The 24,644-nt window shown below is 63.6% G+C and carries 24 protein-coding genes; 8 read left to right on the top strand and 16 right to left on the bottom strand.

What is annotated here, in order from left to right; genetic code table 11:
- Window positions 1–57: 57 nt before the first annotated feature.
- The gene (locus tag EL255_RS01130) at window positions 58–2,016 is read right to left on the bottom strand and encodes a DNA topoisomerase III (protein ID WP_042654335.1); all 1,959 of its coding nucleotides are present in this window, start codon (window positions 2,014–2,016) and stop codon (window positions 58–60) included.
- A 347-nt stretch (window positions 2,017–2,363) separates the two neighbouring features.
- Here EL255_RS01130 and EL255_RS01125 point away from each other — a divergent pair, with 347 nt between their 5' ends.
- Both EL255_RS01125 and torA read left to right on the top strand, forming a co-directional pair.
- Window positions 2,364–3,494 carry a NapC/NirT family cytochrome c gene (locus tag EL255_RS01125; RefSeq protein WP_042654336.1) on the top strand — a complete coding sequence of 377 codons (1,131 nt, stop codon included), beginning with the start codon at window positions 2,364–2,366 and terminating at the stop codon, window positions 3,492–3,494.
- A 22-nt stretch (window positions 3,495–3,516) separates the two neighbouring features.
- The gene (torA, locus tag EL255_RS01120) at window positions 3,517–5,997 is read left to right on the top strand and encodes a trimethylamine-N-oxide reductase TorA (RefSeq protein ID WP_042654337.1); all 2,481 of its coding nucleotides are present in this window, start codon (window positions 3,517–3,519) and stop codon (window positions 5,995–5,997) included.
- Window positions 5,998–6,135: 138 nt separating this feature from the next.
- Here torA and EL255_RS01115 read toward each other — a convergent pair whose 3' ends face one another.
- From EL255_RS01115 to EL255_RS01100, 4 genes are all read right to left on the bottom strand, one after another.
- On the bottom strand, window positions 6,136–6,597 hold the full coding sequence (locus tag EL255_RS01115; protein ID WP_042654338.1) for a hypothetical protein: 462 nt from the start codon (window positions 6,595–6,597) through the stop codon (window positions 6,136–6,138).
- 218 nt (window positions 6,598–6,815) lie between these two features.
- Complete coding sequence (locus EL255_RS01110; RefSeq protein WP_042654470.1) at window positions 6,816–8,165, bottom strand: sensor histidine kinase; 1,350 nt, start codon at window positions 8,163–8,165, stop codon at window positions 6,816–6,818.
- Window positions 8,166–8,214: 49 nt separating this feature from the next.
- Entirely contained in the window at window positions 8,215–8,871 is a 657-nt protein-coding gene (locus tag EL255_RS01105) for an AHA_4052 family stress response regulator transcription factor (protein WP_042025200.1), read from the bottom strand.
- Window positions 8,872–8,990: 119 nt separating this feature from the next.
- Entirely contained in the window at window positions 8,991–9,323 is a 333-nt protein-coding gene (locus EL255_RS01100; RefSeq protein WP_042654339.1) for a PepSY domain-containing protein, read from the bottom strand.
- Between the two features lie 63 nt (window positions 9,324–9,386).
- On the opposite strand from EL255_RS01100, the gene EL255_RS01095 reads away from it, so the two are divergent.
- Complete coding sequence (locus EL255_RS01095; protein ID WP_042654340.1) at window positions 9,387–9,638, top strand: PepSY domain-containing protein; 252 nt, start codon at window positions 9,387–9,389, stop codon at window positions 9,636–9,638.
- 38 nt (window positions 9,639–9,676) lie between these two features.
- On the opposite strand, the gene msrQ is transcribed toward EL255_RS01095, so the two are convergent.
- Window positions 9,677–10,321 carry a protein-methionine-sulfoxide reductase heme-binding subunit MsrQ gene (gene msrQ / locus EL255_RS01090; RefSeq protein ID WP_126623445.1) on the bottom strand — a complete coding sequence of 215 codons (645 nt, stop codon included), beginning with the start codon at window positions 10,319–10,321 and terminating at the stop codon, window positions 9,677–9,679.
- Entirely contained in the window at window positions 10,318–11,322 is a 1,005-nt protein-coding gene (gene msrP, locus EL255_RS01085) for a protein-methionine-sulfoxide reductase catalytic subunit MsrP (RefSeq protein WP_042654342.1), read from the bottom strand. Before msrP ends, msrQ begins: the two co-directional genes overlap by 4 nt.
- A 367-nt stretch (window positions 11,323–11,689) precedes the next feature.
- Here msrP and EL255_RS01075 point away from each other — a divergent pair, with 367 nt between their 5' ends.
- Entirely contained in the window at window positions 11,690–12,172 is a 483-nt protein-coding gene (locus tag EL255_RS01075; RefSeq protein WP_042654343.1) for a DUF1097 domain-containing protein, read from the top strand.
- 227 nt (window positions 12,173–12,399) lie between these two features.
- Here the strand turns inward: EL255_RS01075 and EL255_RS01070 are convergent, their stop codons facing one another.
- The 4 genes from EL255_RS01070 to cydH form a co-directional block, all read right to left on the bottom strand.
- The gene (locus EL255_RS01070) at window positions 12,400–13,680 is read right to left on the bottom strand and encodes a sigma 54-interacting transcriptional regulator (protein ID WP_042654344.1); all 1,281 of its coding nucleotides are present in this window, start codon (window positions 13,678–13,680) and stop codon (window positions 12,400–12,402) included.
- The gene (locus tag EL255_RS01065; RefSeq protein WP_042654345.1) at window positions 13,677–14,186 is read right to left on the bottom strand and encodes a hypothetical protein; all 510 of its coding nucleotides are present in this window, start codon (window positions 14,184–14,186) and stop codon (window positions 13,677–13,679) included. The genes EL255_RS01070 and EL255_RS01065 overlap by 4 nt, the downstream gene beginning before the upstream one ends.
- Before the next feature lie 8 nt (window positions 14,187–14,194).
- Window positions 14,195–15,595 (bottom strand): sensor histidine kinase, encoded by a 1,401-nt coding sequence (locus EL255_RS01060; protein WP_042654346.1) that lies wholly within the window; start codon window positions 15,593–15,595, stop codon window positions 14,195–14,197.
- 102 nt (window positions 15,596–15,697) lie between these two features.
- Window positions 15,698–15,790 (bottom strand): cytochrome bd-I oxidase subunit CydH, encoded by a 93-nt coding sequence (cydH, locus tag EL255_RS01055; RefSeq protein WP_126623226.1) that lies wholly within the window; start codon window positions 15,788–15,790, stop codon window positions 15,698–15,700.
- Between the two features lie 125 nt (window positions 15,791–15,915).
- Here cydH and EL255_RS01050 point away from each other — a divergent pair, with 125 nt between their 5' ends.
- A complete protein-coding gene (locus EL255_RS01050) occupies window positions 15,916–16,461 on the top strand; it encodes a 2-amino-4-hydroxy-6-hydroxymethyldihydropteridine diphosphokinase (RefSeq protein ID WP_042654347.1) in 546 nt (181 codons plus the stop codon).
- A gap of 9 nt (window positions 16,462–16,470) precedes the next feature.
- On the opposite strand, the gene EL255_RS01045 is transcribed toward EL255_RS01050, so the two are convergent.
- Complete coding sequence (locus EL255_RS01045; protein WP_042654348.1) at window positions 16,471–17,175, bottom strand: SDR family oxidoreductase; 705 nt, start codon at window positions 17,173–17,175, stop codon at window positions 16,471–16,473.
- Between the two features lie 155 nt (window positions 17,176–17,330).
- On the opposite strand from EL255_RS01045, the gene EL255_RS01040 reads away from it, so the two are divergent.
- Complete coding sequence (locus EL255_RS01040; protein WP_042654349.1) at window positions 17,331–17,735, top strand: CBS domain-containing protein; 405 nt, start codon at window positions 17,331–17,333, stop codon at window positions 17,733–17,735.
- Here EL255_RS01040 and EL255_RS01035 read toward each other — a convergent pair.
- Window positions 17,732–18,268 carry a DUF2301 domain-containing membrane protein gene (locus EL255_RS01035; protein WP_042654350.1) on the bottom strand — a complete coding sequence of 179 codons (537 nt, stop codon included), beginning with the start codon at window positions 18,266–18,268 and terminating at the stop codon, window positions 17,732–17,734. The two genes, EL255_RS01040 and EL255_RS01035, sit on opposite strands and share 4 nt — an antisense overlap.
- 80 nt (window positions 18,269–18,348) lie before the next feature.
- Here EL255_RS01035 and EL255_RS01030 point away from each other — a divergent pair, with 80 nt between their 5' ends.
- Window positions 18,349–19,113, top strand: a complete 765-nt coding sequence (locus EL255_RS01030; RefSeq protein ID WP_042654351.1) for a substrate-binding periplasmic protein — start codon at window positions 18,349–18,351, stop codon at window positions 19,111–19,113.
- Between the two features lie 19 nt (window positions 19,114–19,132).
- Here EL255_RS01030 and asnC read toward each other — a convergent pair whose 3' ends face one another.
- Complete coding sequence (gene asnC / locus EL255_RS01025) at window positions 19,133–19,594, bottom strand: transcriptional regulator AsnC (RefSeq protein WP_042654352.1); 462 nt, start codon at window positions 19,592–19,594, stop codon at window positions 19,133–19,135.
- Between the two features lie 153 nt (window positions 19,595–19,747).
- On the opposite strand from asnC, the gene asnA reads away from it, so the two are divergent.
- The gene (asnA, locus tag EL255_RS01020) at window positions 19,748–20,746 is read left to right on the top strand and encodes an aspartate--ammonia ligase (RefSeq protein WP_042654353.1); all 999 of its coding nucleotides are present in this window, start codon (window positions 19,748–19,750) and stop codon (window positions 20,744–20,746) included.
- Window positions 20,747–20,976: 230 nt separating this feature from the next.
- On the opposite strand, the gene EL255_RS01015 is transcribed toward asnA, so the two are convergent.
- Together EL255_RS01015 and clpB are read right to left on the bottom strand one after the other, a co-directional pair.
- Complete coding sequence (locus EL255_RS01015; RefSeq protein WP_042654354.1) at window positions 20,977–21,801, bottom strand: MBL fold metallo-hydrolase; 825 nt, start codon at window positions 21,799–21,801, stop codon at window positions 20,977–20,979.
- A 58-nt stretch (window positions 21,802–21,859) separates the two neighbouring features.
- Complete coding sequence (gene clpB / locus EL255_RS01010; protein ID WP_042654355.1) at window positions 21,860–24,433, bottom strand: ATP-dependent chaperone ClpB; 2,574 nt, start codon at window positions 24,431–24,433, stop codon at window positions 21,860–21,862.
- Window positions 24,434–24,644 lie beyond the last annotated feature (211 nt).

The raw sequence follows: 24,644 nt of genomic DNA, 5'->3' as shown, positions 1-24,644 counted from the left end.
CCATGGATGCGAGAAAGGGGCCCAGGGCCCCTTTCTTTTTTCCGGTGCACCCTCGGCTCAGGCCGCCTTGCCCCTGGCCGGACGCTTGGCCGCGCTCTTGCGGGGGCCGCCGCCGGCGCTGCTCTTGCGACTGAAGCGGCGTTTGTCGGCGCCCGCGGCCGCCTTGGGCAGGGCGCTGAATCTGGCGCCGGAGTCCTGCCTCGCCCCCTCGATCAGTCCATGCAGCTGCTCGGCAAGCGGCCCCATGAACTGCTGGTAGCTGGCGTGACGTTCGGCGATCTGGCCGAGGTGCTGCTCCCACAGCGCCGTCATATCCGGGGTGGTAGCGCTGGCGGGCAGCGCCAGGATCAGCGCCCGTCCGGTGGGGGTGGCCTTGATGCTCTTGCCCTGGCGCACCAGGAAGCGTCGCTTGAACAGCAGATCTATGATGCCGGCCCGGGTCGCCTCGGTGCCGAGGCCATCGGTCTCGCGCAGGGTCTTGCGGATCTCGGGATCCTGCACATGGCGGGCGATGCCGGTCATGGCGGCCAGCAGGGTGGCGTCGGTGAACGACTTGGGGGCCTGGGTCATCTTCTCCAGCAACTCGCCCCGTTCACACTGCAACTGCTCACCCTGGCGTAGGGCGGGCAGGCTCCCCGCCTCCTCTTCATCGTCCTCTTCCACCCCCAGCAGCGCCTTCCAGCCAGCCTTGAGGATGCGCCTGGCCTTGGCCTGGAACAGACCACCGGCGATGCGCAGCAACACCTTGCTGTCGTTGTATTCGAACGGCGGGTAGAACTGCAGCAGATACTGGCGGGCGATCAGGCCATAGATCTTGCTCTCCTCTGCGGAGAGACTGCCTTCGTTGCCACGCTTCTCGGTGGGAATGATGGCGTGGTGGGCATCGACCTTGCTGTCGTTCCAAGCCTTGCTGCGGATCTTGCCATCCGCCTCGCTCACCGCCTTGGCCAGAGCCGGCGCGGTCGCGGCTATGGCGTCGCGCACCTGGGGGGCTCGGCTGAAGTGATCGCTCGGCAGGTGCCGGCTGTCGGATCTGGGGTAGGTGATGAGCTTGTGGCGCTCGTAGAGTGCCTGGCAGATATCCAGCACCCGCTTGGCATCCATGCCGAAGCGCTTGGCGGCATCGATCTGCAGGCTGGAGAGGTTGTAGGGTAGCGGCGCCGTCTGCTTGCGGGCCTGCTCCTCGACCTCCTCCACCTGGGCAGGCTGGCCTTTGATCCGCTCCACCACCTTGGCGGCCAAGGCCCGGTTGAGCACCCGTCCCTCCTCATCCTGCCAGGGAGCGCAGGCCTCGGACGGCAGCCACTTCGCGTTGAACCGCTCGTTGCCCTGGGTCACCACATGGGCCAGCACCTCGAAGAAGGGCTTGGGCACGAAGGCGTCTATCTCCAGATCCCGCCGCACCACCAGCCCCAGCAGCGGGGTCTGCACCCGGCCGACCGACAGCAGCTCGCTACAGCCCCCCTTGCGCCCGAGCAGGGTGTAGGCCCGGGTCATGTTGATGCCATAGAGCCAGTCGGCGCGGCTGCGGGCCAGCGCCGAGACCGCCAGCGGCACGAACTCCTTGTTGTCCCGCAGCTTGTCGAGGGCCCTGCGCACCGCCGGCGGATTCAGGTCGCTGATGAGGCAGCGCTGCACCGGCTTGCTCTTGGGATAGCCGAGAAAATCGATCACCTCGTCCACCAGCAACTGCCCCTCCCGGTCCGGATCGCCGGCATTCACCACGCAGTCGGCCTGCTTGATCAGCCGCTTGATGACGGTGAGCTGGGTCCTGGTCTTGGGCTTGGCCACCAGCTGCCACTGGCCGGGAATGATGGGGAGCTGCTCCATGCGCCACTGCTTGTAGGCGGCGTCATAGGCATCGGGCTCGGCCTGCTCCAGCAGGTGGCCGATGCACCAGGTCACCACGTCGCCCTCGGCGGTCTCGATAAAGCCCTCCCCCTTCTTGTGGGGCTTGGGCAGGGCATCGGCGATGGCGCGGCCCAGGCTGGGCTTCTCGGCAATAAAGAGTCGCATGACTGACAAACCTGATCACTGTATATGCAAACAGTATATATCGAGCCTTTCGCAAAGCCCAACACCTGTCCATTCAGAGCCCGGCTGTCATACCGGGGAGCAAAACGTCGAGTCAGAGCCGTTTCCAGCATGACTCGTGCGGATTTGATGATTTAAAGGGTGTCAAATAAGGCTAAACTAACAAGGTTAACAACTAGAATTTGATTTAAATTCATACATGAAAATTTAAATGGAATTTAAAACGAAAAAAATCCAATTTAAAGAATAAAAACCATAACCGAGGTCAACCCCTCATCCGCCAAGACTACTACTATATTGGTAATATTTGATCGTAGGGAACTGCCGCCATGCTTGGAAAAATGTTGAGAAAGACCTGGTTCTGGCTCCTGCTGCTCGGGGCCCTGCTGGGCGTCGCGGCGCTGGGAGTCACCGTCACTGTGCTGCACAAGACCAGCTCCACCGAGTTCTGTGTCTCCTGCCACTCCATGCAGACACCGCTGGCCGAATATCAGGGCAGCGTGCACTTCCAGAACGTGAAGGGGATCCGGGCCGAGTGCGCCGACTGCCACATCCCCAATGACCCCGGCTCCTATCTGTGGACCAAGATCCGCGCCGTGAAGGATATCTACCACGAGGCCCTCGGTACCCTGGATAGCCCCCAGAAGTATGAGGAGCACAAGCTGCGCATGGCCCAGACCGTCTGGGATCAGCTCAAGGCCAATGACTCCGCCACCTGCCGCAGCTGCCACAGCTACGCCGCCATGGACATCCTGGCCCAGCGTCCCAACGCCCGCGCCGAGCACCCGGTGGCCATCAAGGAGGGCCAGACCTGCATCGACTGTCACCGCGGGGTCGCCCACATCATGCCGGACATGAGTGGCCTGGCCGCCGCCGGCGCCAGTGAACTGGCGGCGGCCGCCGCCCAGACCCCGGCGACTGTCACCACTCGCTACGCCATCGCTACCACGCCGCTGTTCCTCGATGCCAAGGCGACCACGGACGAGGGCACCCTGATGCCATCGACGCAAGTCGAGATCCTGGCCAACGACAACGGTCGCGCCCAGGTACGGATCGAAGGCTGGCAACAGGACGGCGTGAGCGAGGTGTTCTACGCCGCCCCCGGCAAGCGCATCCTGAGCGTGCTGGTCGGCGACGCCGCCAAGCAGGCGCTGGTCACCGGCAAGAGCGAGACCGACAGCGCCACCAACCTCACCTGGCATCAGGTCAAGCTGACCGCCTGGGTGGATCAGCGCCAGCTCATCGGCGATCAGGGCAAGCTGTGGCAATACGCCTCCACCCTGATGTCCAACAACTGCACCGGCTGCCACGGCCTGACCGCGCTGGATCACTTCAACGCCAACCAGTGGATCGGCGTCATCAAGGGCATGGAATCACGCACCTCTCTTACCCCAGAGCAGGCCCGCATGCTGACCCAATACGTGCAAAAACACGCCAGTGACATGAGCGCGGCACACTAAGGCTGGAACAGAGGAATTCGATATGACTTTTTTCAATGACCAACAGACCAATCTGTCCCGCCGCAGCCTGCTCAAGGGACTGGGGGCCTGCGCCGCCCTGCCGCTGCTCGCCGGCCTGTTCCCCAAGCACGCCCTGGCGCAAGCCATCAGCACGGCGCTTGAACAGTTCCCGACCTTGGTACCGGCCCAGAAGGGCATACTGACCGGCGCCCACTGGGGTGCCTTCGAAGCCATAGTCGCCGATGGCCGCATGATCCGCGTGCAGCCGGTGGCCGACGATCCGGCACCGAACGATCTCATCGACATGGCGCCGTTCCAGGTCCATGCCAAGAACCGCATCAAGTACCCCATGGTGCGCAAGAGCTGGCTGGAGCATGGCCCTGGTGCCAAGCCCGAGCTGCGCGGCGCCGACGAGTGGGTGCGGGTGAGCTGGGACCAGGCCATAGCGCTGGTCGCCGGCGAGATCAAGCGGGTGCAGGGCGAGTTCGGCCCCCAGGCCATCCACGCCGGCTCCTACGGCTGGAAGAGTGTCGGCATGTTCCACAACAGCCGCACCCTGCTGCATCGGCTGATGAACCTGGCCGGTGGCTTCACCGGCTATGCCGGCGACTACTCCACCGGCGCGGCTCAGGTGATCATGTCCCACGTGATGGGCTCCATCGAGGTGTATGAACAGCAGACCGCCTGGCCGAACGTGGTGGAGCATGCGGAACTGGTGGTGCTGTGGGGGGTCAACGCCCAGGTGACCCTGAAGAACAGCTGGAACATGCCGGATCACGAGGGTCAGGCCGGTTTCAAGGCGCTGAAGGAGAAGGGCACCCGCATCATCAGCATAGATCCCGTCTACAACGAGACCGCCAAGCTGGCCAACGCCGAGTGGATTGCGCCGAACGCCTACACCGACGTGGCCATGATGCTGGGGGTTGCTCATACCCTCTATAGCGAGAAGAAGCACGATCAGGCCTTCCTCGAGCGCTACACCGTCGGCTTCGAAAAGTTCCTCGACTACCTGCTCGGCAAGGACGACGGTCAGCCGAAGAGCGCCGACTGGGCTGCCACCGTCTGCGGGGTCGAGGCCAAGGTGATCCGCCAGCTGGCCCTCGACATGGCCTCCAAGCGCACCATGATCATGGCGGGCTGGGGCATGCAGCGTCAGCATCACGGCGAGCAGCCGAACTGGATGCTGGTCACCCTGGCCGCCATGCTGGGCCAGATCGGCCTGCCGGGGGGCGGCTATGGCTTCAGCTATCACTACTCATCCGGCGGCAGCCCCACCGCCAAGGGCGGCATTCTGGCAGGCATCTCGGCCGGGACGGCGCCGCAGAACAGTCCGGCGCCCATCCCGGTGGCGCGCATCGCCGACTGCCTGGCCAACCCCGGCAAGACCATCGACTTCAACGGCCGCAAGCTGACCTACCCGGATGTCAAACTGGTCTACGTGGCGGGCGGCAACCCCTTCCACCACCATCAGGACACCAACAACCTGCTGCAGGCCTGGCGCAAGCCGCAGACGGTGATAGTGCACGAGCCCTACTGGACCGCCACCGCCAAGCACGCCGACATAGTGCTGCCGGTGACCACCAGCTACGAGCGCAACGATCTCGAGATGGGGGGTGACTACTCCCAGCGTTACGTCTTCCCCATGCACCAGTGCGTGCCGCCCCAGCACGAGTCGCGCAACGACTTCGACATCTTCAGCGCCGTCGCCGCCAAGCTCGGCCTGCAGGAGGCCTATACCGAGGGCAAGGACGAGACCCTGTGGCTCAAGCAGATGTACGACGGCATGGCCGCCCAGGCTCGCGGTGCCAAGGTGGCACTGCCGCCGTTCAACATGTTCTGGGAGTCCAACAACTACATCCGCTTCCCCATCCCGGAGGCGAACCGCCAGTGGATCCGTCACGCCGATTTTCGCGACAACCCGCTGCTCAACCCGCTCGGCACCCCGTCCGGCAAGATAGAGATCTTCTCCAATGCCATCGCCGGCATGAGCTATGCCGATTGTGTCGGCCATCCCAAGTGGTATGAGCCCAAGGAGTGGGCCCAGGGCGAACAGGCCAGCCGCTATCCGCTGTCCCTGAACACCTCGCACCCGACCCAGCGACTGCACTCCCAGCTGGACAACACCCCGCTGCGGGACAAGTTCGCCATCGCCGATCGGGAGGCCATCCTGATCCACCCGGACGATGCCAAGGCCCGTGGCATCCAGGATGGGGATCTGGTGCGCGCCTTCAACGAGCGCGGCCAGATCCTGGTGGGCGCCCTGGTGTCGAAGGACATTCGCCAGGGGGTGGTGCGGATCTGCGAGGGGGCCTGGTTCGATCCGGCCAAGCCGGGCGAGGTCGGCGCCATCTGCAAGAACGGCAACGTCAACTGCCTGACCTTCGATGAAGGCTCCTCCAGCCTGGCGCAAGGCAACTGCGGCCACATGGCCCAGCTGCAGATCGAGAAGTACAGCGGGCCCGAGCTGCCCAACACCGCCCATGAGGTCCCCGCCAACGCCTGAGTCGGCGGTCGGCCAACCAAAACGGCGCCCTCGAGGCGCCGTTTTTTATTGTTTGTCTCAGGACGATTCAGCCGCCCCTTCCATCCTGTACTATTCCGCTCATTCCACTCTGAGGTGGCCAGAGGGGGATGGAATGACTCAGAAGTCTCCCTCTACCATGTACTCTTCCGCACATTCGACCAGCTGGGGCCAGAGATCTTCCTGTATCCAGGCCTCGGGGTCATCCTCGTCGCCGTCATACTGGGTCCAGAAGAAGGCGCGCAGCCCGCTGGCAAAGTCGTCGCTGACCTCGGCCAGCTCGGAGAGCGGCCCCAGCCAGGCGATGCGGCGCAGGCCGGAGGCGAGATCGTTGATGGCATCCATCAGGCCGCGATCATCGCCGCACTGCTCCACCAGCAGGGTGAAGCGCTCACGGGCGCTCGCGGTCTGATCCTCATCCAGCTCGCCGGCATCGGCCAGCAACTCGACGAAGTCTTCCAGCAAGAATTCGATCAGGGATTCCCGATCCTCAAACCACTGGAGCTGGGCCCCCTTGGTGCCCAGCACAGAGGCATCGAACGAATCATCGAGATGACAGAGTGCCCACGGATCGTCAGTCATTGCTACCCTTCCTACACCTTAAAACAAGAGCCATATCTTAAGCCTAGCGCTCGCCCCTTGCCAGCTCGGGCAGAGACGGGAAGAACACCAGACCACCATCATGCCGGCCGTCCCATGACGAGACGGCGTTGCTAGCTCTCCACCCTGGCCACCTGGGGCCGCGACGGAAGGGCACCAGACCACTATTATGTCGTCCGTCCCATGATGAGACGGCGTTGCTAGCTCTCCACCCTGGCCACCTTGGGCAGCGACAGAGAGGCGGCCAGGCCGCCCAGCTCGGCTCGTCCCATGATGAAACTGCCGCGATAGGCTTCGGCCAGATCTGACACTATGTTGAGCCCGAGCCCTGAGCCCGGCACCTTCTCGTCGAGCCGCACACCGCGCAGCACCGCCTTGGCGATCTGATCCTCGCTCATGCCGGGACCGTCGTCCTCGATGCGCAGGGTGATCCAGCCCCCCAGCTCGGCGCTGGAGATGCGCAGCTGGCTGCTGGACCACTTGAAGGCGTTCTCCAGCAGGTTGCCCACCATCTCGTCGAAATCCTGCTCCTCCACCCCGACCGCCAGGTTGGCCGGCACCTGCAGATCCACCTCCTTGCCCGGATAGAGGCGGGAGAAGGCGCGGCAGATGTACTCGACCCTGGCCCGCACCGGGGTCGAGACCCCCAGGATCTTGGCGGCCCCGGTCACCCTGGCCTTGCCGAGGTGATAATCGATGTGGCGCTGGATCTGGTCGAGCTGCTCGTCGATGGCGGCCCTGTCCTCAGGCGGCAACTGGGCCACCTGGTTGCGCATGATGCTGAGGGGCGTCTTGAGCGCGTGGGCCAGGTTGCCGGTGTGGGAGCGGGCCCGCTGCAGCAGTTCACTGTAGTGGTGCAGCAGCCGGTTGATGTCCTCCACCAGCGGCTGGATCTCCAGCGGATAGCGCAGCCGGAACCCTTCCTGATGGCCCTGATGCACCCGCCCCAGCTCACGGCGCAGCAGGTGCAGCGGCCGCAGGCCGTAGACGATCTGGAACATGAAGCCCAGCACCAGCCCGGCGGCGGCGAAGCCCAGCCCCAGGAACAGGCTGATGCGGGTCTTCTTCAGGGTCTGGGTCAGGACGCTGCTGTCCTTGGCCATCACCAGGGTGAACACCCGATCCGAGCCCGGCAGCAGCACGGTGCGGGTCATGATCAGCAGCGGCTCCTTGTTGGGCCCCTTGCCGACGAACAGATCCGGATCGCCAAAGGCCGACTTCAGGCCATGGGCGCTGAGGTGGGCATCCCACAGGGAGCGGGAACGGCTGACCACGTCGCTGCCCAGCTCCAGCTGCCAGTAGTAGCCGGAGTAGGGCTGGCGATAGCGGGGATCGGCCATGGGCTCGGTGACCACGGGCAGCCCATTGGGCTGGATCTCGAGGCGGGAGAGCAGATCATAGAGCTGCAGGCGCAGGCCATCCGCCTCCGCCTCCTGCCAGTAGTTGCGCATCATGGTCTGCAGGCTGAAGCCGGTGGCGAACAGGAAGAGCCCGCACCAGACCAGGGCGATGACCACCAGCCGGCCACGCAGGGTGCGCACCAGCCTCATGGGCTCACCCGCCACGCACCATGCCTACCGGAACCGCTCAACACCAAGGTCATTCGTTGATCCTGTACCCTAGCCCGCGCACCGTCTCGATCAGATCTGGGTGGGTCTTCTTGCGGATCCGGCCGATGAACACCTCCACGGTATTGGAGTCCCGATCGAAATCCTGGGCGTAGATGTGGTCGATCAGCTCGCTGCGCGACACCACCTTGCCCCTGTGCTGCATCAGGTAACCCAGCACCCGGAACTCGTGGGCGGTGAGCTTGATGGGGGTGCCCTCGTACCACACCTGGGAGGCCGCCATGTCGAGCCGCACCCCGCCAATCTCGAGGATCGAGCTGGCATTGCCCGCCGCACGGCGCACCAGGGCATGGACACGGGCTACCAGTTCGGCGACCTGGAAGGGTTTGGTGAGATAGTCGTCGGCGCCAGCGTTCAGCCCCTCGATCTTCTCGTGCAGCTGGCCACGGGCGGTCAGCACCAGCACCGGGGTGTCTATCCCCTTGCTGCGCCACTCCTTCAGCACGCTCAGGCCGTCGCGGCCCGGCAGGCCCAGATCCAGAATGATGGCGTCATAGGGTTCGGTCTCGCCGAGGAAGCCGGCCTCGTTGCCATCGTGGCAGAGATCGGTGACGAAACCGGACAGACGCAGCTGTTCGGCCAGCTGGCCTGCCAGGGTCTTCTCATCTTCAACTATCAGAATTCGCATGAATTATTTTCCAAAGTGGGGGGCACTTCCGGCCGCTCAGGATGAGACGCGGCGAGTCGCGGCGCCGACGCCGCATCGCCTACCCTGTCCGGCGGCAGCTTTGCAAGACGGTCTCGGGGTCACTCTTCTTCCAATGGGGGGCGGGGCTCGAACAGGCGTTCCAGATGGTGGCCCTTGAGCCACACCATCTCCAGATTGTCGGCGCGGTAGCCCACCTTGATGACGCTGTTTTCGCTGTCGATGAGCCGAAGCTCATAGAGCCAGACGCCATTCTCCTCCCCCAGATCGACGCGCAGCACGCGCACCGGCAGGCGGGAGGCGACCTCCATCAGCTCATGAAAAGGTCTGATCCGCCCCTCGCTGACCGCCTGTTGCAGCAGGGCCTCGTTCGGCTGGGCCGCCTGCACCAGTGCCGGCAGCAACAGCCCAAGCAGGGACAGGGCTCTATTCATGGATGATTCATCTCCCAAAACCTAACATAATGCCGTTTATAGTGTGCCAGCCATGAATCCGGAATGAATATGATCCCACGCAGTATCCTGCTGATCCTTTGCCTCTTTTCCACCCTTGGCTGGGCGGCCCAGACGCGTCTCGACATGCCTGCCCTGGTCAAGCTGCTGCTGGCACAAGGGTACCACGACATTCGGGAAGTCGAGCTGGAAGGTGACACATTTGACGTCAGTACCCTGGACGCCAGGGAGCAGAAGGTGCGACTCAGCGTCGATGCCCACAGCGGCAAGATCACCCAACAGAAAGAGGCCGATTAGGCCTCTTTTGCTATGTGCGTCTGGATGGGGGGAGGGGATCACGCCTCCTCCAGTTTCTGGCGTTGCCGCAGCCTCTGGCGCTGGCGCCAAGGACGCAGCAACTTCTCGCGCCGTGGCACCAACAGGGCGCAGGCCAGCAGCAGATAGATGAGCGGCTCCTGCCAACCGCTCTTGACCGACCACCAGTAATGCACCGGTACCAGCAGGGCCACCGCATAGATCCAGTTGTGCAGCCGCTGCCAGCTCGGGCCCATGGCCCGCAGCAGGGCCGGGATCGAGGTGATGCTCAGGGCCAGCAGCAGCAGCAGCGCCACCGCCCCCACCATGATGTAGCTGCGCTTCACCAGCTCGCCGCCGATGAGCCTCCAGTCGAACTGCAGATCCAGCCCCAGCCACACCATGAAGTGCAATACTGCCCAGGCCGCACACCAGAGTCCGAGTGGCCGGCGCAGCTTGACGAGCTGCCCCTGCCGCCAGCGTTTGGCGAGCGGCGAGATCAGCAGGGTCAGCAGCAGCAGGTGCAGGGCGCCCTTGCCGAGGTAATGGGTCAGCCCCTGCACCGGATCCCCTCCCAGCAAGCCGGCCGGCACCGCATAGCCCAGCCAGAGCAAGAAGCCAAGGGACGCCAGATGCACCAGGGCCCGCAGCAGGCCGATGTGACGGCCGGTCAGTCTCGGTGTCAGTACCATTTGCGCAGATCCATGCCCTGATAGAGGGAGGCCACCTCGTCACCGTAGCCGTTGAACAGCAGGGTGGGCTGGCGCTTGGCGCCGAAGATGCTGCCCTCCCCGATGAAGCGTTCGCTGGCCTGGCTCCAGCGCGGGTGATCCACCTGCGGATTGACGTTGGCGTAGAAGCCATATTCGTTCGGTGCCAGCAGATTCCAGGTGGTGGGGGGCATCTCTTCCACCAAGCGGATGGAGACGATGCTCTTGATGCTCTTGAAGCCGTACTTCCAGGGTACCACCAGCCGGATCGGCGCCCCGTTCTGGGCGGGCAGCGTCTTGCCGTAGAGCCCCATCGCCAGGAAGGAGAGCGGGTGCATCGCCTCGTCCATCCGCAGCCCCTCCACATAGGGATAATCGATGCCGCCCCCCAGGCCGCTGGACGCCTGCCCCGGCAACTGCGCCGGATCATAGAGCGTCTCGAACGCCACGAACTTGGCGCGGCTGGTCGGCTCGGCGCGGCGGATTATCTCCGCAAGGGGAATGCCGCTCCAGGGCAGCACCATGGACCAGGCCTCCACGCAGCGCAGCCGGTAGATCCGCTCCTCCAGCTCGCGCTTGTTGATGAGATCCCACACGTCCAGGGTGAAGGGCTTGGCCACCTCCCCCTCCACCTTCAGCGTCCAGGGCTCGGGTTTGAGATAGTGAGCATTGCGGGCCGGATCCCCCTTGTCGGTCCCCAGCTCGTAGAAGTTGTTGTGGCTGGTCGCCTTCTCCAGCGGGGTCAGGGTCAGCCCCTCAGGCCGGGTCGCGGCCTTGTACTGGATGGCCTTGGTGGCGGCGGCCGGGGCCGGGGTCTCGCTGGAGAAGAGATCGAGCAGACTGGCCTTGACCGGGAAGGCCAGGCTGGCGGTGCCCAGCCCCAATCCCTTGAGGATGAGGCGGCGATCCTGATAGACGGCTTCCGGGGTGACATCCCGCTCGGTGGGGTGAAGAGGGTTCGAGTGCTTGATAAACATGAAAAACTCCCGGGGCTATGAGACGACATTCATTAGACCGGCCCCGGCGAGGTTTTATTTCACAGCTTTACATCATCTGATACAGAGGCAGTGCCTTGGCCATGGTACCGGCCAGAAACAGCACTATGAACACCAGCAGAGGAACGATCACGTTTGGCACCATCAGACTCACTCCATGAGCAGGACAGGGCCTCTAACTATGGTGCAGCCCCCAAGAAGCCACCAATGAATTTTTTTCGCGAGCGCAAGCGTATTCCCGAGTTGAAAAAGGTGACTCAGATCACACACAATCCGGCCCCTGCTTGCCGCCTCTCAGCCGAAGGGTAGGCTGCCTCCTTTTCCGGATTCAACCACTGAGAGTCATGCCATGAGCCCATTGATCGCCATCGCCATCACGACCGGAATCCTCTCCGCCGTCTGGGGCGGACTGGCCGCCGCCCTCGGCCTCATCTCCTGGGTCGGCTTCCTCGGTTGCACCAGCTACTTCGCCTCAAGCGGCGGCTACAAGGCGCTGCTGCAGACCCTGCTGTGCAATGCCAGCGGCATGCTGTGGGCACTGGTGCTGATCCACGGGGAGAGCTGGTGGGGGGCCGGCATGGCGGGCTATCTGATGACGGGGGTGGTGGCGACCCTGATGTGCGCCCAGGCCAAGCAGCAGTGGCTCGGCTACATTCCCGGCACCTTCGCCGGTTGCTGCGCCACCTTCGGGGCGGCCGGGGAGTGGCGCCTTATCTTGCCATCTCTGGTGATCGGCGCCCTTTTCGGCTATCTGATGAAGGCGAGCGGCCTCTGGCTCTCCCACAAAACCCAGAAGGCCCAGGCCACGAGCAGCGTGGTCGATCCGGCCTGATCCTGGCCCGACGCCTAGTGATCGGCGTTCCGCCCGGTTATCCGATGAAGGCGCGCGGCCTCTGGCTGTCACGCCACACCCAGGTCACATCTAACGTGGTCGATCCGGCCTGATCCTGGCCCGGTGCCTGGTGATCGGCGTTCCGCCCGGTTATCCGATGAAGGCGAGCGGGCTCTGGCTGTCACGCCGTACCCAGGCCACGACCCGCGTGGCCAAAGCGCCTGACGTTACCCCTTCGACTTGAAGTTCGCCGCCTCAATACCGTGTCGATTCAATAGCTTGTAGAAATCGGTACGGTTGCGGCCCGCCATATTGGCCGCCAGGGTCACGTTGCCCTCTGTGGTGCGCAGCAGGCGGATCAGGTACTCCTTCTCGAACTCGGCACGCGCCTCGTTGAACGAGGGGATGCCACCCACCCCGCCACTCAGGGCCGACTCGACCATGGCGGCCCCGATCACCGGGCTGCAGCAGAGGCTGGCGAGCTGTTCCACCACCCCATAGAGCTGGCGTACGTTGCCGGGCCAGGCCGCCGCCGCCAGCAGGGCCAGCGCCTCCGGCGAGAAGCCGAGCGCGGCGCAGCTGTCGTGGCGGCTGCGGTATTCATCCAGCGCCTGACGGGCCAGCAACGGGATGTCCTCGCTGCGGGCGCTGAGGGGCGGCAGGGTGATGTTGGCCACGTTGAGCCGGTAGAAGAGATCCTCCCGAAAGCGCCCCTCCTCCATCGCCGTGACCAGATCCTGGTGGCTTGAGCTGATGACCCGCACCTCGGGGGTGCCCTGGCCATACTCCGCCAGCACCTGTAGCAGCTTGGCCTGCAGTGACTCGGACAGGTTGCCAATCTCATCCAGGAACAGGGTCGCGCCCTTGGCCTGGGCGAACAGACCGGACTGACCATCTTCCCCGAACAGCTGCAGATCCAGCGCTGGCCAGGGCAGGGCCGCACAGTTGATGGCGTGCAGCGGCTTGTCGTGGCGGTTGCTGGCCTGGTGCAAGGCCTGGGTCATCACCCCCTTGCCGGAGCCGGAAGGGCCCAGGATCAACACAGGCACCTCCATGGTGGCGATGCTGCTCGCCTGGATCAGCAACTGCTCCATCTGCGGATTGCGGGTCTGGATAAGGGACTGCCACTCCCGCTGCTGCTTCGGTCGGGTCAGGCTGAGGGCATGCTCTATGGTGGCGAGCAGCTCATCCTTGTCGATGGGCTTGGTGAGAAAGCTGAACACCCCGGAGCGGGTCGCCTGAATGGCGTCGGGAATGGTGCCGTGGGCGGTCATGATGATGACCGGCATGCCGAGCCACTGGGACTGGATCCGCTCGAACAGCGCCAGTCCATCCATGCCCCCCATCCGCAAGTCGCTCAGCACCAGATCGGCGCGCTGCTGGCGCAGCCTGTCCAGCGCCCCTTCGGCGCTGTCGGCGGTATCCACCTCATAGCCCTGGCTGCGCAGCCGCATACTCATCAGCTTGAGCAGGCTGGCGTCGTCATCGACCAGCAGGATGCGGCTCATGGCTGGGTCCCGCCATTGAGTTTGCGCTGGTTCAGCTGCTCATCGATGGCGCTGAGCTGCTCGATCTGGCGACGCAGGCGCTGCACCTCCTGACTCTGATCGTCGCGGCGGCTGTCACGGGCCAGCAGCTCCTCGCCGAGGGCAATCCAGCTGCGCAGGAAGGCCTGGGCGTCCAGGCCGAGTTCGGGCAGCAGGGACTTGAGCTGATCCAGCCCGGCCCGGCGGCTCGCCACCGACTCGGAGGGATGGGTGTTGACCATGGCCAGGTTGACCCGGCTCTCGAGGTCGGTGGCACCGGTCAGGCGCTGGCGCTCCTGCACCCGTTGCTGAGGGTGGCTGGCCAGCAGCCAGTCCGAGTATTGCAGGCGGACCTGCATCTCTTTATTGGCAAATTCCATCCGCTTGGCGAGGGCCTGCTCCGACGGCGCCGTCAGACTGGACGACGGCAGCAGGGAACAACCCGAGAGCAGGCTCATCATCAATGCGGGAACAACAAATCGTTTCATTTTGAACTTCACTTCAGATCCAACCGGAAACAGACATCAGCCTGTTCATCTTCAATCAATTTAAGCTCTCCCCCCAGGCTCATCGCCGACTCGCGGGCGATGGAGAGGCCCATGCCAGACCCCTTCAGCAGTCCTTGCCGCACCGTGCTGCCCTGCTCGAACGGCTCGAAGATCCGCTCCTGCTCGGCCTGCGGGATGACGGGCCCTTCGTTGGCCACCTCCAGCCAGCCACCGCTGGCGTCTGCCCCCGCCCGGATCCAGATCTGGCCGCCCTTGGCGCCATAGCTGACCGCGTTGGAGAACAGGTTATCGAGGATGAGTCGCAGGCGATAGGGTTCGGCCTGCAGGCTGATGGGCTCGGCCGGCAAGTGTACACTGATTTGTTTGGATTCCAGTGCCAACCGGTATTCTGTCAACAGTTCATTCAGCAAGGGGGTCAACGGCACCGGCGTCAGGCTGAAGACCTCCTGCTGGCTGAGGCGGTTGAAGTCGAGCAGCCGCTCGATCAGGGTCTGCAGCCGGCGGCTGTTCTCCTCCAGCATCTGGCAGATCTCCTGCTGATCCGGGTTGAGCGGACCCACCAGCTGTTCTGACAGCAGATCCGCCCCCTCCCGCAGCACCGCGAGCGGCGTCTTCAGCTCGTGGGAGACGTGGCGCAGGAACTGATACTTCTGTTGCTCCAGCTCTTTAAGCCTATCGTGCAACCAGCCGATCCGCTCCCCCAGCAGCACCAGTTCGGCCGGGCCGTCGACCGGGCGCTTGTCCGGCTCCACGCCGGCCCCCAGGCTCAGGATCCGCGACTCAATCTGACGTACCGGGTGGATGATCAGATAGGTAAACAGCAGCACCAGCAGCAGACTCAGCACGGCCACGAAGCCGCTGGCCCACCAGATCTCGGTCCTCAGATCGGCGATGGCGGTTCGCATGCGCACCACGTGTTCATCGACCTGGCTGCGGGTGATCACCTCCAGTTGCTGGCTGAGCTGGTTGAATTGATCGAACTTGGGGCTGGTCGCATCGCTCTTCGCCTTGCGCAAGTCCTGCAAGTCATCCAGCCAGGCCAGCGAGGTCTCGAGGCCGGCATAGGCGGCCACATCCGGGATGGATTGCTGATGGGTGGCGAGCAGCTCGCGGTAGTTCGCCAGCTGCTGCTGGTAGCTGGCGAGGATGCGATCATCCCCCAGCACCGCGTAACGCCGCAGGGTGCGCTCCAGATCGACGGCCTGGGTCGTGAGCAGGGTCGCCCGGCGGGTATCGCGCACCGCCCGCTCCAGCTCGTCACTGGTCAGCTGACTCAGGTGAGATAAGGCCTGGCTGTCGTGCCAGATCATGCCCCCCAGGGGCATCAGGACCAGGACGAAGCCCATCAATACCACCTGTAGCAGGGAACGGGGGCGTACCTTGGTCATCTTGTGCTGTCTCGACTCTTCATGGGGGGCCCAGCATATCCGCACTGCATCAAAAAGCAAAACCGGCCGAGTGGCCGGTTTGATGCAATGCGGGGACGGCGCTCACGCCAGTCCGACGGATGCCACACAGATGATCAGGATCACTGCCAGGGCCCCGGAGGCGGTCAACAGCGCCCATTTCAGCTCAACACTCATGCAAACCTCCTTTCTGCCAATCAGAGTTGGATCACAACAGATAAAACTATGTTAATTCATAGTAAATCTGATAACCGTGAGCTGCGTATATATTTCAGACGAGACCAACCAAAGGAATGGCAAGCATGTTCTACCTGTGCAGTATTGGCTCAAATCTTGACCCCGCCCATCACGTCAGCCTGGCCGTGGGGGAGCTGCTGGCGCGCTTCGGTCACCTGCGCCTGAGTTCGGTGATCCAGACCAAGCCGGTGGGCATGCGCTCGCGCCACGACTTCCTCAACTGTCTGTTCATCGTCGAGAGCGAGCTGTCGCCGCCCCAACTGAAGGCCGAATTCGTCAGCATGGAGCTGGCCCACGGCCGGGATCGCAGCAATCCCCACTGCAAGGTGACGGACCGACCGCTGGATATCGACATCCTGGCCAGCGGCCCGGTGGCGGACTTCGCCGGCAGCCAGGTGGATGCCTACCTTTGCGAGTTGCTGGCCGAGTGCCATGGCGGCGGTCAGGTGCAGGATCCCAAGGTGGTGCTGCGCCTGCACAGCAGCAAGGTGTTTGTGGAGCAGCGCTTTGGTCAGGCCCCCGTCGATCTCTGGCAACCAGAGCGTGAGCAGGGCCAGGTCATCGTCCACCCGGACGCCGATCCCCGCCATGTCGCCACCCGTCATCACTAGCCTGAGCGCCTAGATGACGGCCAGGGCCCGGCCACCGTCCACTCTGATACTGGCCCCCGTCATATAGTCATTGGTCATCAGCAGTGTGACCGCCTGCCAGATGGGCTCAAGGCCCCCCTCCCTGGCCAGCGGCGTCCTGGACAGCACCTGCTGGCGCCAGGCGTCGCCGTGTTCATCGAGAAACATTATGGGGCCCGGCTCTATGGTGTTGACCCGCACGGCCGGGGCCAGCTCGCGGGCAAAGCTCATGGCGAGCGAATGAGCCCCCGCCTTGGTGGCCACATAGGCGGCAAACTGCGGCGCAGGGGCATGAATATAGATATCGGTGATGTGGATGATGCTGGCGTTGTCATGGCGGGCCAGCCGGGGCGCCAGCGCGCGGTTGAGCTGGAATGGCGCCGCCATGTGCACCCGGTAGAACAGCTCGAACTGGGCGAGCTGCGCCGCCGGCTCGCTGGCCTCTGGTTCAAACGCCGAGGCATTGTGGATGATCAGCGCCAGATCGTCATGGGCGCTGATCGCCCCGATCATCCGCTCGACCTCCGCTGCCTGCGCAAAGTCCGCCTGCACCAACTCCACCCCCAAGGCCCGCAGATGGGCCAGCTCGGGGCGCTCGCTGCGATAACTGCCCGTCACCTGCCAACCCGCAGCCACCAGTTGCTCGCACAGGTAGAAACCCAGTCGGCGGCCACAGCCCGTCACCAATGCACGCATAGCCTCTCCTTGTGTCATTAACCATCCTGGCCAACCTTTCTCGGGCAAGATGATGCTGCTGTCATTTGCCTATCAATGCCCGAGGCAGAACCCATTGGCCGCGTCGTCGGGGGCAAGGGCATAGTGGCCTCATTGAATCTTATGGAGCCACCATCATGCTACAAGTTCGCGATCATATGCAGCGCCTGACCCACTCACTCAGCCCCCAACTCGGCCTGGCCGAGGCGCTGGACCGCTTGCACCAGGCCGGATTGAGCGGGCTGCCGGTGCTCGACGAGCGCCAGCAGCTGATCGGTTTTCTCTCCGAGCAGGACTGCATTCCCAGCCTGCTCACCGGCAGCTATCACTGTGACAGCCGCACCCGGGTGGAGGATCTGATGAGCCACACGCCGCTCTCGGTCGCACCGGATGACAGCATCCTGGATCTCGCGCGCCAGATGACGGGCTCCAAGCCCAAGATCTACCCCGTGTTGCAGCAAGGCAAGGTGATCGGCATCATCAGCCGCCCACTGGTGCTGCAGGCACTCAACCGGCAGATGAAGAGCTGTCAGGCCACCTAGAGCTGATAGCGCCCCCTGTCACCGATATCGAAGTGCAGGGGCATCCGCCACTTGGCCAGGCTGAGCAGACAGAGCAGCAGGCCGCACGTCAGGGCCACCAGGGCGGCGGCCCAGTCGAGCCGGATCCACTCCAGCAGCCATAGCAGCGGCAGCAACAGGGGCACCGCCTTGATGCCGGGGATGGCGAAGCAGAACTGCTCCTTGAACGCCAAGCCGGAGAGCGTTGCCAGCCCGGCCCCCAGCACCAGCGCATCAGGTGCGCCGCAGGCCGCCAGCATCAACCCGCCCCAGCCCAATCCCTGCAGCAGGAAACGGACTCGCTTGTCATAGATGTGCAGGCAGAACCCGCACAGGCCGCTCGCCACCACCAGCGCCGTCAGCCAGAGGCGTTGAGGTAAAAAATCCTGCCCGATCAGCAGGCTCCCCCCTCGACACAACAGCAGCAAAGCTGCCAGACTCAAGCCGAGACGATAGAGACAGACCGAACATTTGTCGATCAGGTCCAGTTCACTTTCTACTTCAGGATTTGCCATCCGGGGTCGCCTCTGTTGCCTATCTGCCGGCCAATATACCCAAATGCAGGTGAACCCGCCCCATGCGTAGGAGATGTGATTTGCGCAGCTTGCTTCTGCTCTGCCTGTTGCTGCCCTGTTGGCTGTCGGCCAAGGAGCTGGTCATCGGCGGCACCCTGGAAGCACCGCTGAAGTCGCTGGATGCCGCCGCCAGGCCCTATGGCCTGGATGTGGATCTGGTGACCGCCATCTTCGGCGCCCTCAAGGTGCCCATCAGGATAGAGCTGACCGATTCGGGGGCCAGGCTCACCCGCAACGCCAAGATGGGTGAGTATGATCTGTTGATGAGCCTCTCCCACAAACCGGAGCGGGAGAGCTATCTGATCTACCCCAAACAGGCCCATATCCGCCACAGCTGGCACTTCTTCGCGCGCAAGGCCGACCTGGACAAGATCCACTACGAGACCCTGGCAGACCTCAAGCCCTGGCGCATCGGCATCACCAAGGATTACGCCTACACCCCTGAGCTGAGCGCCGCCGAGCAGGATCCCGACTACCACTTCCAGCAGATCCCCCTCAACCAGTTGCAGCTGCGCAAGCTGGTCGCCGGCCGCATCGATCTGGTGCCCATGTCACTGGTGACCGCCTTCGGCCAGATCAGGAAGGAGCACCTGGAAGACAAACTCGGCTACCTGCCGAAGCCGCTCAAGACCAACCCCTACTACCATGTCTGGTGCAAGGCCCGCGCCGATGAGCAGACCCCGGCCCTGATGGCGGCCTACGACGCCGAACTGCTGCGCATGAAGCAGGACGGTCGCCTCAAGGCCCTCTACGACAGATACGGCATCCCCTATCTCGAACCCTGATCCTCGGCCACAGAGGTGATCAGGGTTTAACATCCCGCAGGATAGGGTTCTGCAACGAGATCAGGGTCTCGGTGGACTGGATCTCGTCTATGGTCTGGATCTTGTGGATCAGCACCGTCTGCAGCTCGTCGATGGAGCGGGTCATCACCTTCATGAAGATGCTGTAGTGGCCCGTGGTGTAATAGGCCTCCACCACCTCGTCCAGCGCCTGCAGCTTGGCCAGCGCCGAGGGGTAATCTTTCGCACTCTTGAGATTGATGCCGATGAAGCAGCAGACGTCGTAGCCCAGCTTCTTCGCATTCACCTGCACCCTGGTGCCCTCGATGATCCCCGCCTGCTTCATCTTCTCCACCCGCACATGGATGGTGCCCGGGCTGACCAGCAGCTGTTTGGCCAGCTCGGCATAAGGAATGCGCGCATTGTCCATCAGGGCGGTGAGGATGGCCTGATCGAGATTATCGATCCGATAATTTTCTGGCACTTTTTTGCACTCCCGTTAACGATATCTCAGTAATACCCCGAACATTTTGAACAAAAAAATACGTAAAGCCTATTTCTATTGTCGAATATTGAATTTAGTACGCCATCTGTTGAAGAATCGCTACATCCAACGGGTTTGAAACAGGTATTTCCCATGAAACAGCACTACATTCGCAGCCAACAACAGATCAGCTTCGTCAAAGAGATGTTCTCCCGCCAGCTCGCCCAGCAGCTCGGTCTGATGGAGGTGCAAGCCCCCATACTGAGCCGGGTCGGTGATGGCACTCAGGACAACCTCTCCGGCTGTGAGCATGCGGTGCAGGTCAAGGTGAAGACCCTGCCGGAGCACAGCTACGAGGTGGTGCACTCCCTGGCCAAATGGAAGCGCCAGACCCTTGGCCGCTTCGGCTTCGGCCCGGGTGAAGGCATCTACACCCACATGAAGGCGCTGCGCCCGGACGAAGACAGGCTCACCCCCATCCACTCCGTCTATGTGGATCAGTGGGACTGGGAGAAGGTGATGCCGAGCGAGCGCCGGGATCTGGCCTACCTGCAGGAGACGGTGCGCGGCATCTGGGCCGCCATCAAGGCCACCGAGCGCGCCGTCTGTGCAGAGCACGAGCTGACCCCCTTCCTGCCGAGCGAGATCCAGTTCCTGCACAGCGAAGAGCTGCTGAGCCGTTACCCGGATCTGGATGCCAAGGGCCGTGAGCGCGCCATCGCCAAGGAGCTGGGGGCCGTGTTCCTCATCGGCATCGGCGGCGCCCTGTCCCACGGCGAGCGCCACGACGTGCGTGCCCCGGACTACGACGACTGGAGCAGCGAGAACGATCTCGGCCAGGGTCTGGCGGGGCTGAACGGCGACATCCTGGTGTGGAACCCGGTGCTGGAAGACAGCTTCGAGATCTCCTCCATGGGGATCCGGGTCGATGCCGAGGCGCTGCGTCGCCAGCTCGCCACCACAGGGGATGAGGATCGCCTGCAGTACGACTGGCACCAGGCACTGCTGGCAGGAGAGATGCCGCAGACCATAGGGGGCGGCATAGGCCAATCCCGTCTGGCCATGTTGCTGCTGCAAAAGGAGCACATAGGTCAGGTCCAGGTCGGCGTCTGGTCGGCCGAGATGAAGGCCGCTGTACCGGGCATGTTGTAAGCAGATTGATACCTTGCACCTGGCTGGAGGCTGCTCAGGCAGCAGATCGGTCGGGTGCAACGCGAAGTGTGGCCACCCGGGATGGAGAGCGCATCCCGGGCAGGCTGTAAGGAGGGTGACCGCGGTTTGCGGTTCTCTTCGAAACCGGGGCTTGCCCCTGCGGCCCGCTCAACCCACGTCAGGTCGCATCGAATACATTCCTCTCGGCAATCCTCGGATTGCCGCTTTTTTTATGGCCGGAACACATGTTCAAAGCCCGCCCCGATCTGGGTCTGCCCCGGCAGCCCGGCCTTCCGCTTGCCGGTGCAGTGGCAGGCGAACAGACTGTCCACCCCTTCCCGTTGCAGATAGAGTCCCAGCGCCTCCGCCCGCCGCGGACCGGAAAACTTGAGGTGCAGGCCGCCGATGACGGCCTGGATCCGCTCGTCACCGCACACTTCCTTGGCCCGCTGCACTATGTTCTCGACCCCGGCATGACCGCAGCCGATGAAGATGATAAGGCCCTGCTCACCCTTGTAGGCCAGCGCCGAGTCATCGCTGATGAGATCCTTCTCCACTCGGCCGCCACGCAGCATATAGCCGAGCAGGGAGGGGGCGGCCCGATCGCGCCGCAGTATGGAGCCCAGGAATACCAGCCGCTCGGATAGCCAGACCGGCTCGGCCGAGCAGTGGGGGATCAGTCCCCTGGCCGCCAGTTGCGGCGGATCCAGCTCGCCCGAGAGGCGGTAGAGGTTGTAGCGCCGGGACAGCAGCGGCAGGAAGTAGCCGCGCTCATTGAACACATCCGGGCAGGCGATCAGCGGGATGGGATCGGGGTAAACAGGCAGGGAGCCGATGCCACCCACATGGTCGTAATGACCGTGGGACAGCACGACGTGGGTGAGGGAGCCGAGATCCATGCCCATCACCTCGGCGTTATGGCGCAAGGCCCGCCCTCTGCCGCTATCGAACAGCACCTTGAGGCCATCGCACTCCAGCACCATCGACAGCCCTCGCTCCGGCAGACAACCTGGGCTGTGCACCTCGTCATCCACCAACACCGAAAACTTCAGCATGCTATCTCCTTGAAAGCAAAACGCAGGCACGAAGCCTGCGTCTTGATCGATAACCCCATCACTGGGTCATGGTGAGGCCGCTGCTGTCAGCCCCCAGCAGCAATTTCTTGCCGGGGATGACCCGACCGCTGAGCAGCGCCTGGGCCAGCGGGTTCTCCACCTTCTGCTGGATCGCCCGCTTGAGGGGACGCGCCCCGTAGACGGGATCGAAACCGGCATGCACCAGCTTGGTCAGCAGCTCCTCGCTCACCTCCACTTCGAAGCCCTGGGACTCCAGACGGCCCATCAGGCTCTTGAGCTGAATGCGGGCGATGGACTTGATGTGATCCTCGCCGAGCGGGTGGAACACCACAGTCTCGTCGATCCGGTTGATGAACTCCGGTCGGAAGCTGCGGGTCAGCAGCTCCATCAACAGGGCCTTCATCTCCTCATAGTCCTTCTCGGCATAGTGCTCCTGGATCAGATCCGAGCCGAGGTTGGAGGTCATGATCACCACCGTATTGCGGAAATCGACGGTACGGCCCTGACCATCGGTCAGACGACCATCGTCCAGCACCTGCAGCAGGATGTTGAACACATCCGGGTGCGCCTTCTCCACCTCGTCCAGCAGGATCACCGAGTAGGGGCGACGGCGTACCGCCTCGGTCAGGTAACCCCCCTCCTCGTAGCCCACATAGCCGGGAGGCGCCCCCACCAGCCGCGCCACGCTGTGCTTCTCCATGAACTCGGACATGTCGATGCGCACCATGGCGTCCTGGGTATCGAACAGGAACTCGGCCAGCGCCTTGCACAGCTCGGTCTTGCCCACCCCGGTCGGGCCGAGGAACAGGAAGGAGCCGATGGGGCGGTTCGGATCGGACAGCCCGGCCCGGGAGCGGCGAATGGCGTTGGAGACGGCTTCCACCGCCTCTTCCTGGCCGATCACCCGGCTGTGCAACTGATCTTCCATCCGCAGCAGCTTGTCCCGCTCCCCTTCCAGCATCCGCGCCACCGGGATGCCGGTCCAGCGCGCCAGTACATCAGCGATCTCCACGTCGGTGACCCGGTTGCGCAGCAGGCTGGTCTCCTGCATCTCGGCCTGGGTGGCGAGATCGAGCTGCTTCTCCAGCTCGGGGATGCGGCCGTACTGCAGCTCGGACATGCGGGCCAGATCCCCCGCGCGGCGTGCCACCTCGAGATCCTGACGGGCCTGCTCCAGCGCGGCCTTGATGTGCTGGGTACCGGCCAGCGCCGCCTTCTCGGCCTTCCACACTTCTTCCAGCTCGTTGTATTCACGCTCCTTCTCACTCAGCTCCTGATTGAGCAGATCGAGCCGCTTGCGGCTGGCGTCGTCATCCTCTTTCAGCAGCGCCTGCTGCTCCAGTTTGAGCTGGATGATGCGCCGCTCCAGCCGATCCAGGGATTCCGGCTTGGAGTCGATCTGCAGCCGGATGCTGGCCGCCGCCTCGTCGATCAGGTCGATGGCCTTGTCCGGCAGCTGGCGATCGGCGATGTAGCGGTGCGATAGCTGGGCCGCCGCGACTATGGCCGGATCCGTGATCTGCACGTGGTGGTGCAGCTCATAACGTTCCTTCAGGCCACGCAGTATAGCGATGGTGTCCTCCACCGAGGGCTCCTCCACCAGCACCTTCTGGAAGCGGCGCTCCAGGGCGGCATCTTTTTCCACGTACTGGCGATATTCATCCAGGGTGGTGGCACCGACGCAGTGCAGCTCACCGCGCGCCAGGGCCGGTTTGAGCATGTTACCCGCGTCCATGGCTCCCTCGCCCTTGCCGGCGCCGACCATGGTGTGCAGCTCGTCGACGAAGAGGATGACGTTGCCCTCCTCCTTGGCGAGATCGCTGAGCACGGCTTTCAGCCGCTCCTCGAACTCGCCGCGATACTTGGCACCGGCCACCAGGGCCCCCATGTCCAGGGAGAGCACCCGCTTGTTCTTGAGCCCTTCCGGCACCTCGCCGTTGATGATGCGCTGGGCCAGCCCCTCGACGATGGCGGTCTTGCCGACACCGGGGGCCCCAATCAGCACGGGGTTGTTCTTGGTACGGCGCTGCAGCACCTGGATGGTGCGGCGGATCTCTTCATCCCGCCCGATGACGGGATCGAGCTTGCCGAGTTCGGCCCGCTCGGTGAGATCGACGGTGTACTTCTCCAGCGCCTGACGGTTCTCCTCGGCGTTGGCGTCATCGATCTTCTTGCCGCCACGGACCTTGTCGATGGCCTGCTCGAGTTTCTCCTTGGTCAGGCCCTGGGCGCGCAGCAGCTCCCCCAGGTTGCCCTTCTCGTCGAGGGCCGCCAGCACGAAAAGTTCGGACGAGATGAACTGATCCTTGCGCTGCTGGGCCAGCTTGTCGCAGACGTTGAGCAGCCGGCCCAGGCCATTGGAGAGCTGCACGTCCCCCTCGACGCCGCTCACTCTGGGCAGGCGGTCGAGCTCCTCGCCGAGGCGCGAGCGCAGGGCATTGATGTCCATCCCGCACAGGGTCAAGAGCGGACGAATAGAACCGCCATCCTGGTTGACCAGGGCGGTCATCAGGTGCGCGGGTTCGATAAATTGATGATCACGACCCAGTGCGAGTGACTGGGCATCGGAGATAGCTACTTGGAATTTACTGGTCAGGCGATCGAGGCGCATTGCACTCCCCCCTTTGAAACAGACGCCGCCCTGGGCGGCAACAACAGAACTTTCTGACAAGGAAGATGAGGTCAAGGGCCGCGATTTCAAGGGGAAGGGCTGTTTATTTTTCCCTCAACATGGGGATCAGAGGGAGCCGCCCCTACCCGGCAAGGGCGGCACGGCTCACTCAGCCCGCCGGCGCGGGGCGGCCATCAGATCGATCCGGCCA

This window comes from Aeromonas encheleia (assembly GCF_900637545.1).
In the GTDB taxonomy this organism is placed as follows: Bacteria; Pseudomonadota; Gammaproteobacteria; order Enterobacterales; family Aeromonadaceae; genus Aeromonas; species Aeromonas encheleia.
The sequence above is the reverse complement of the archived record's forward strand: the minus strand, read 5'-3'. Positions and strand labels throughout refer to the sequence as shown.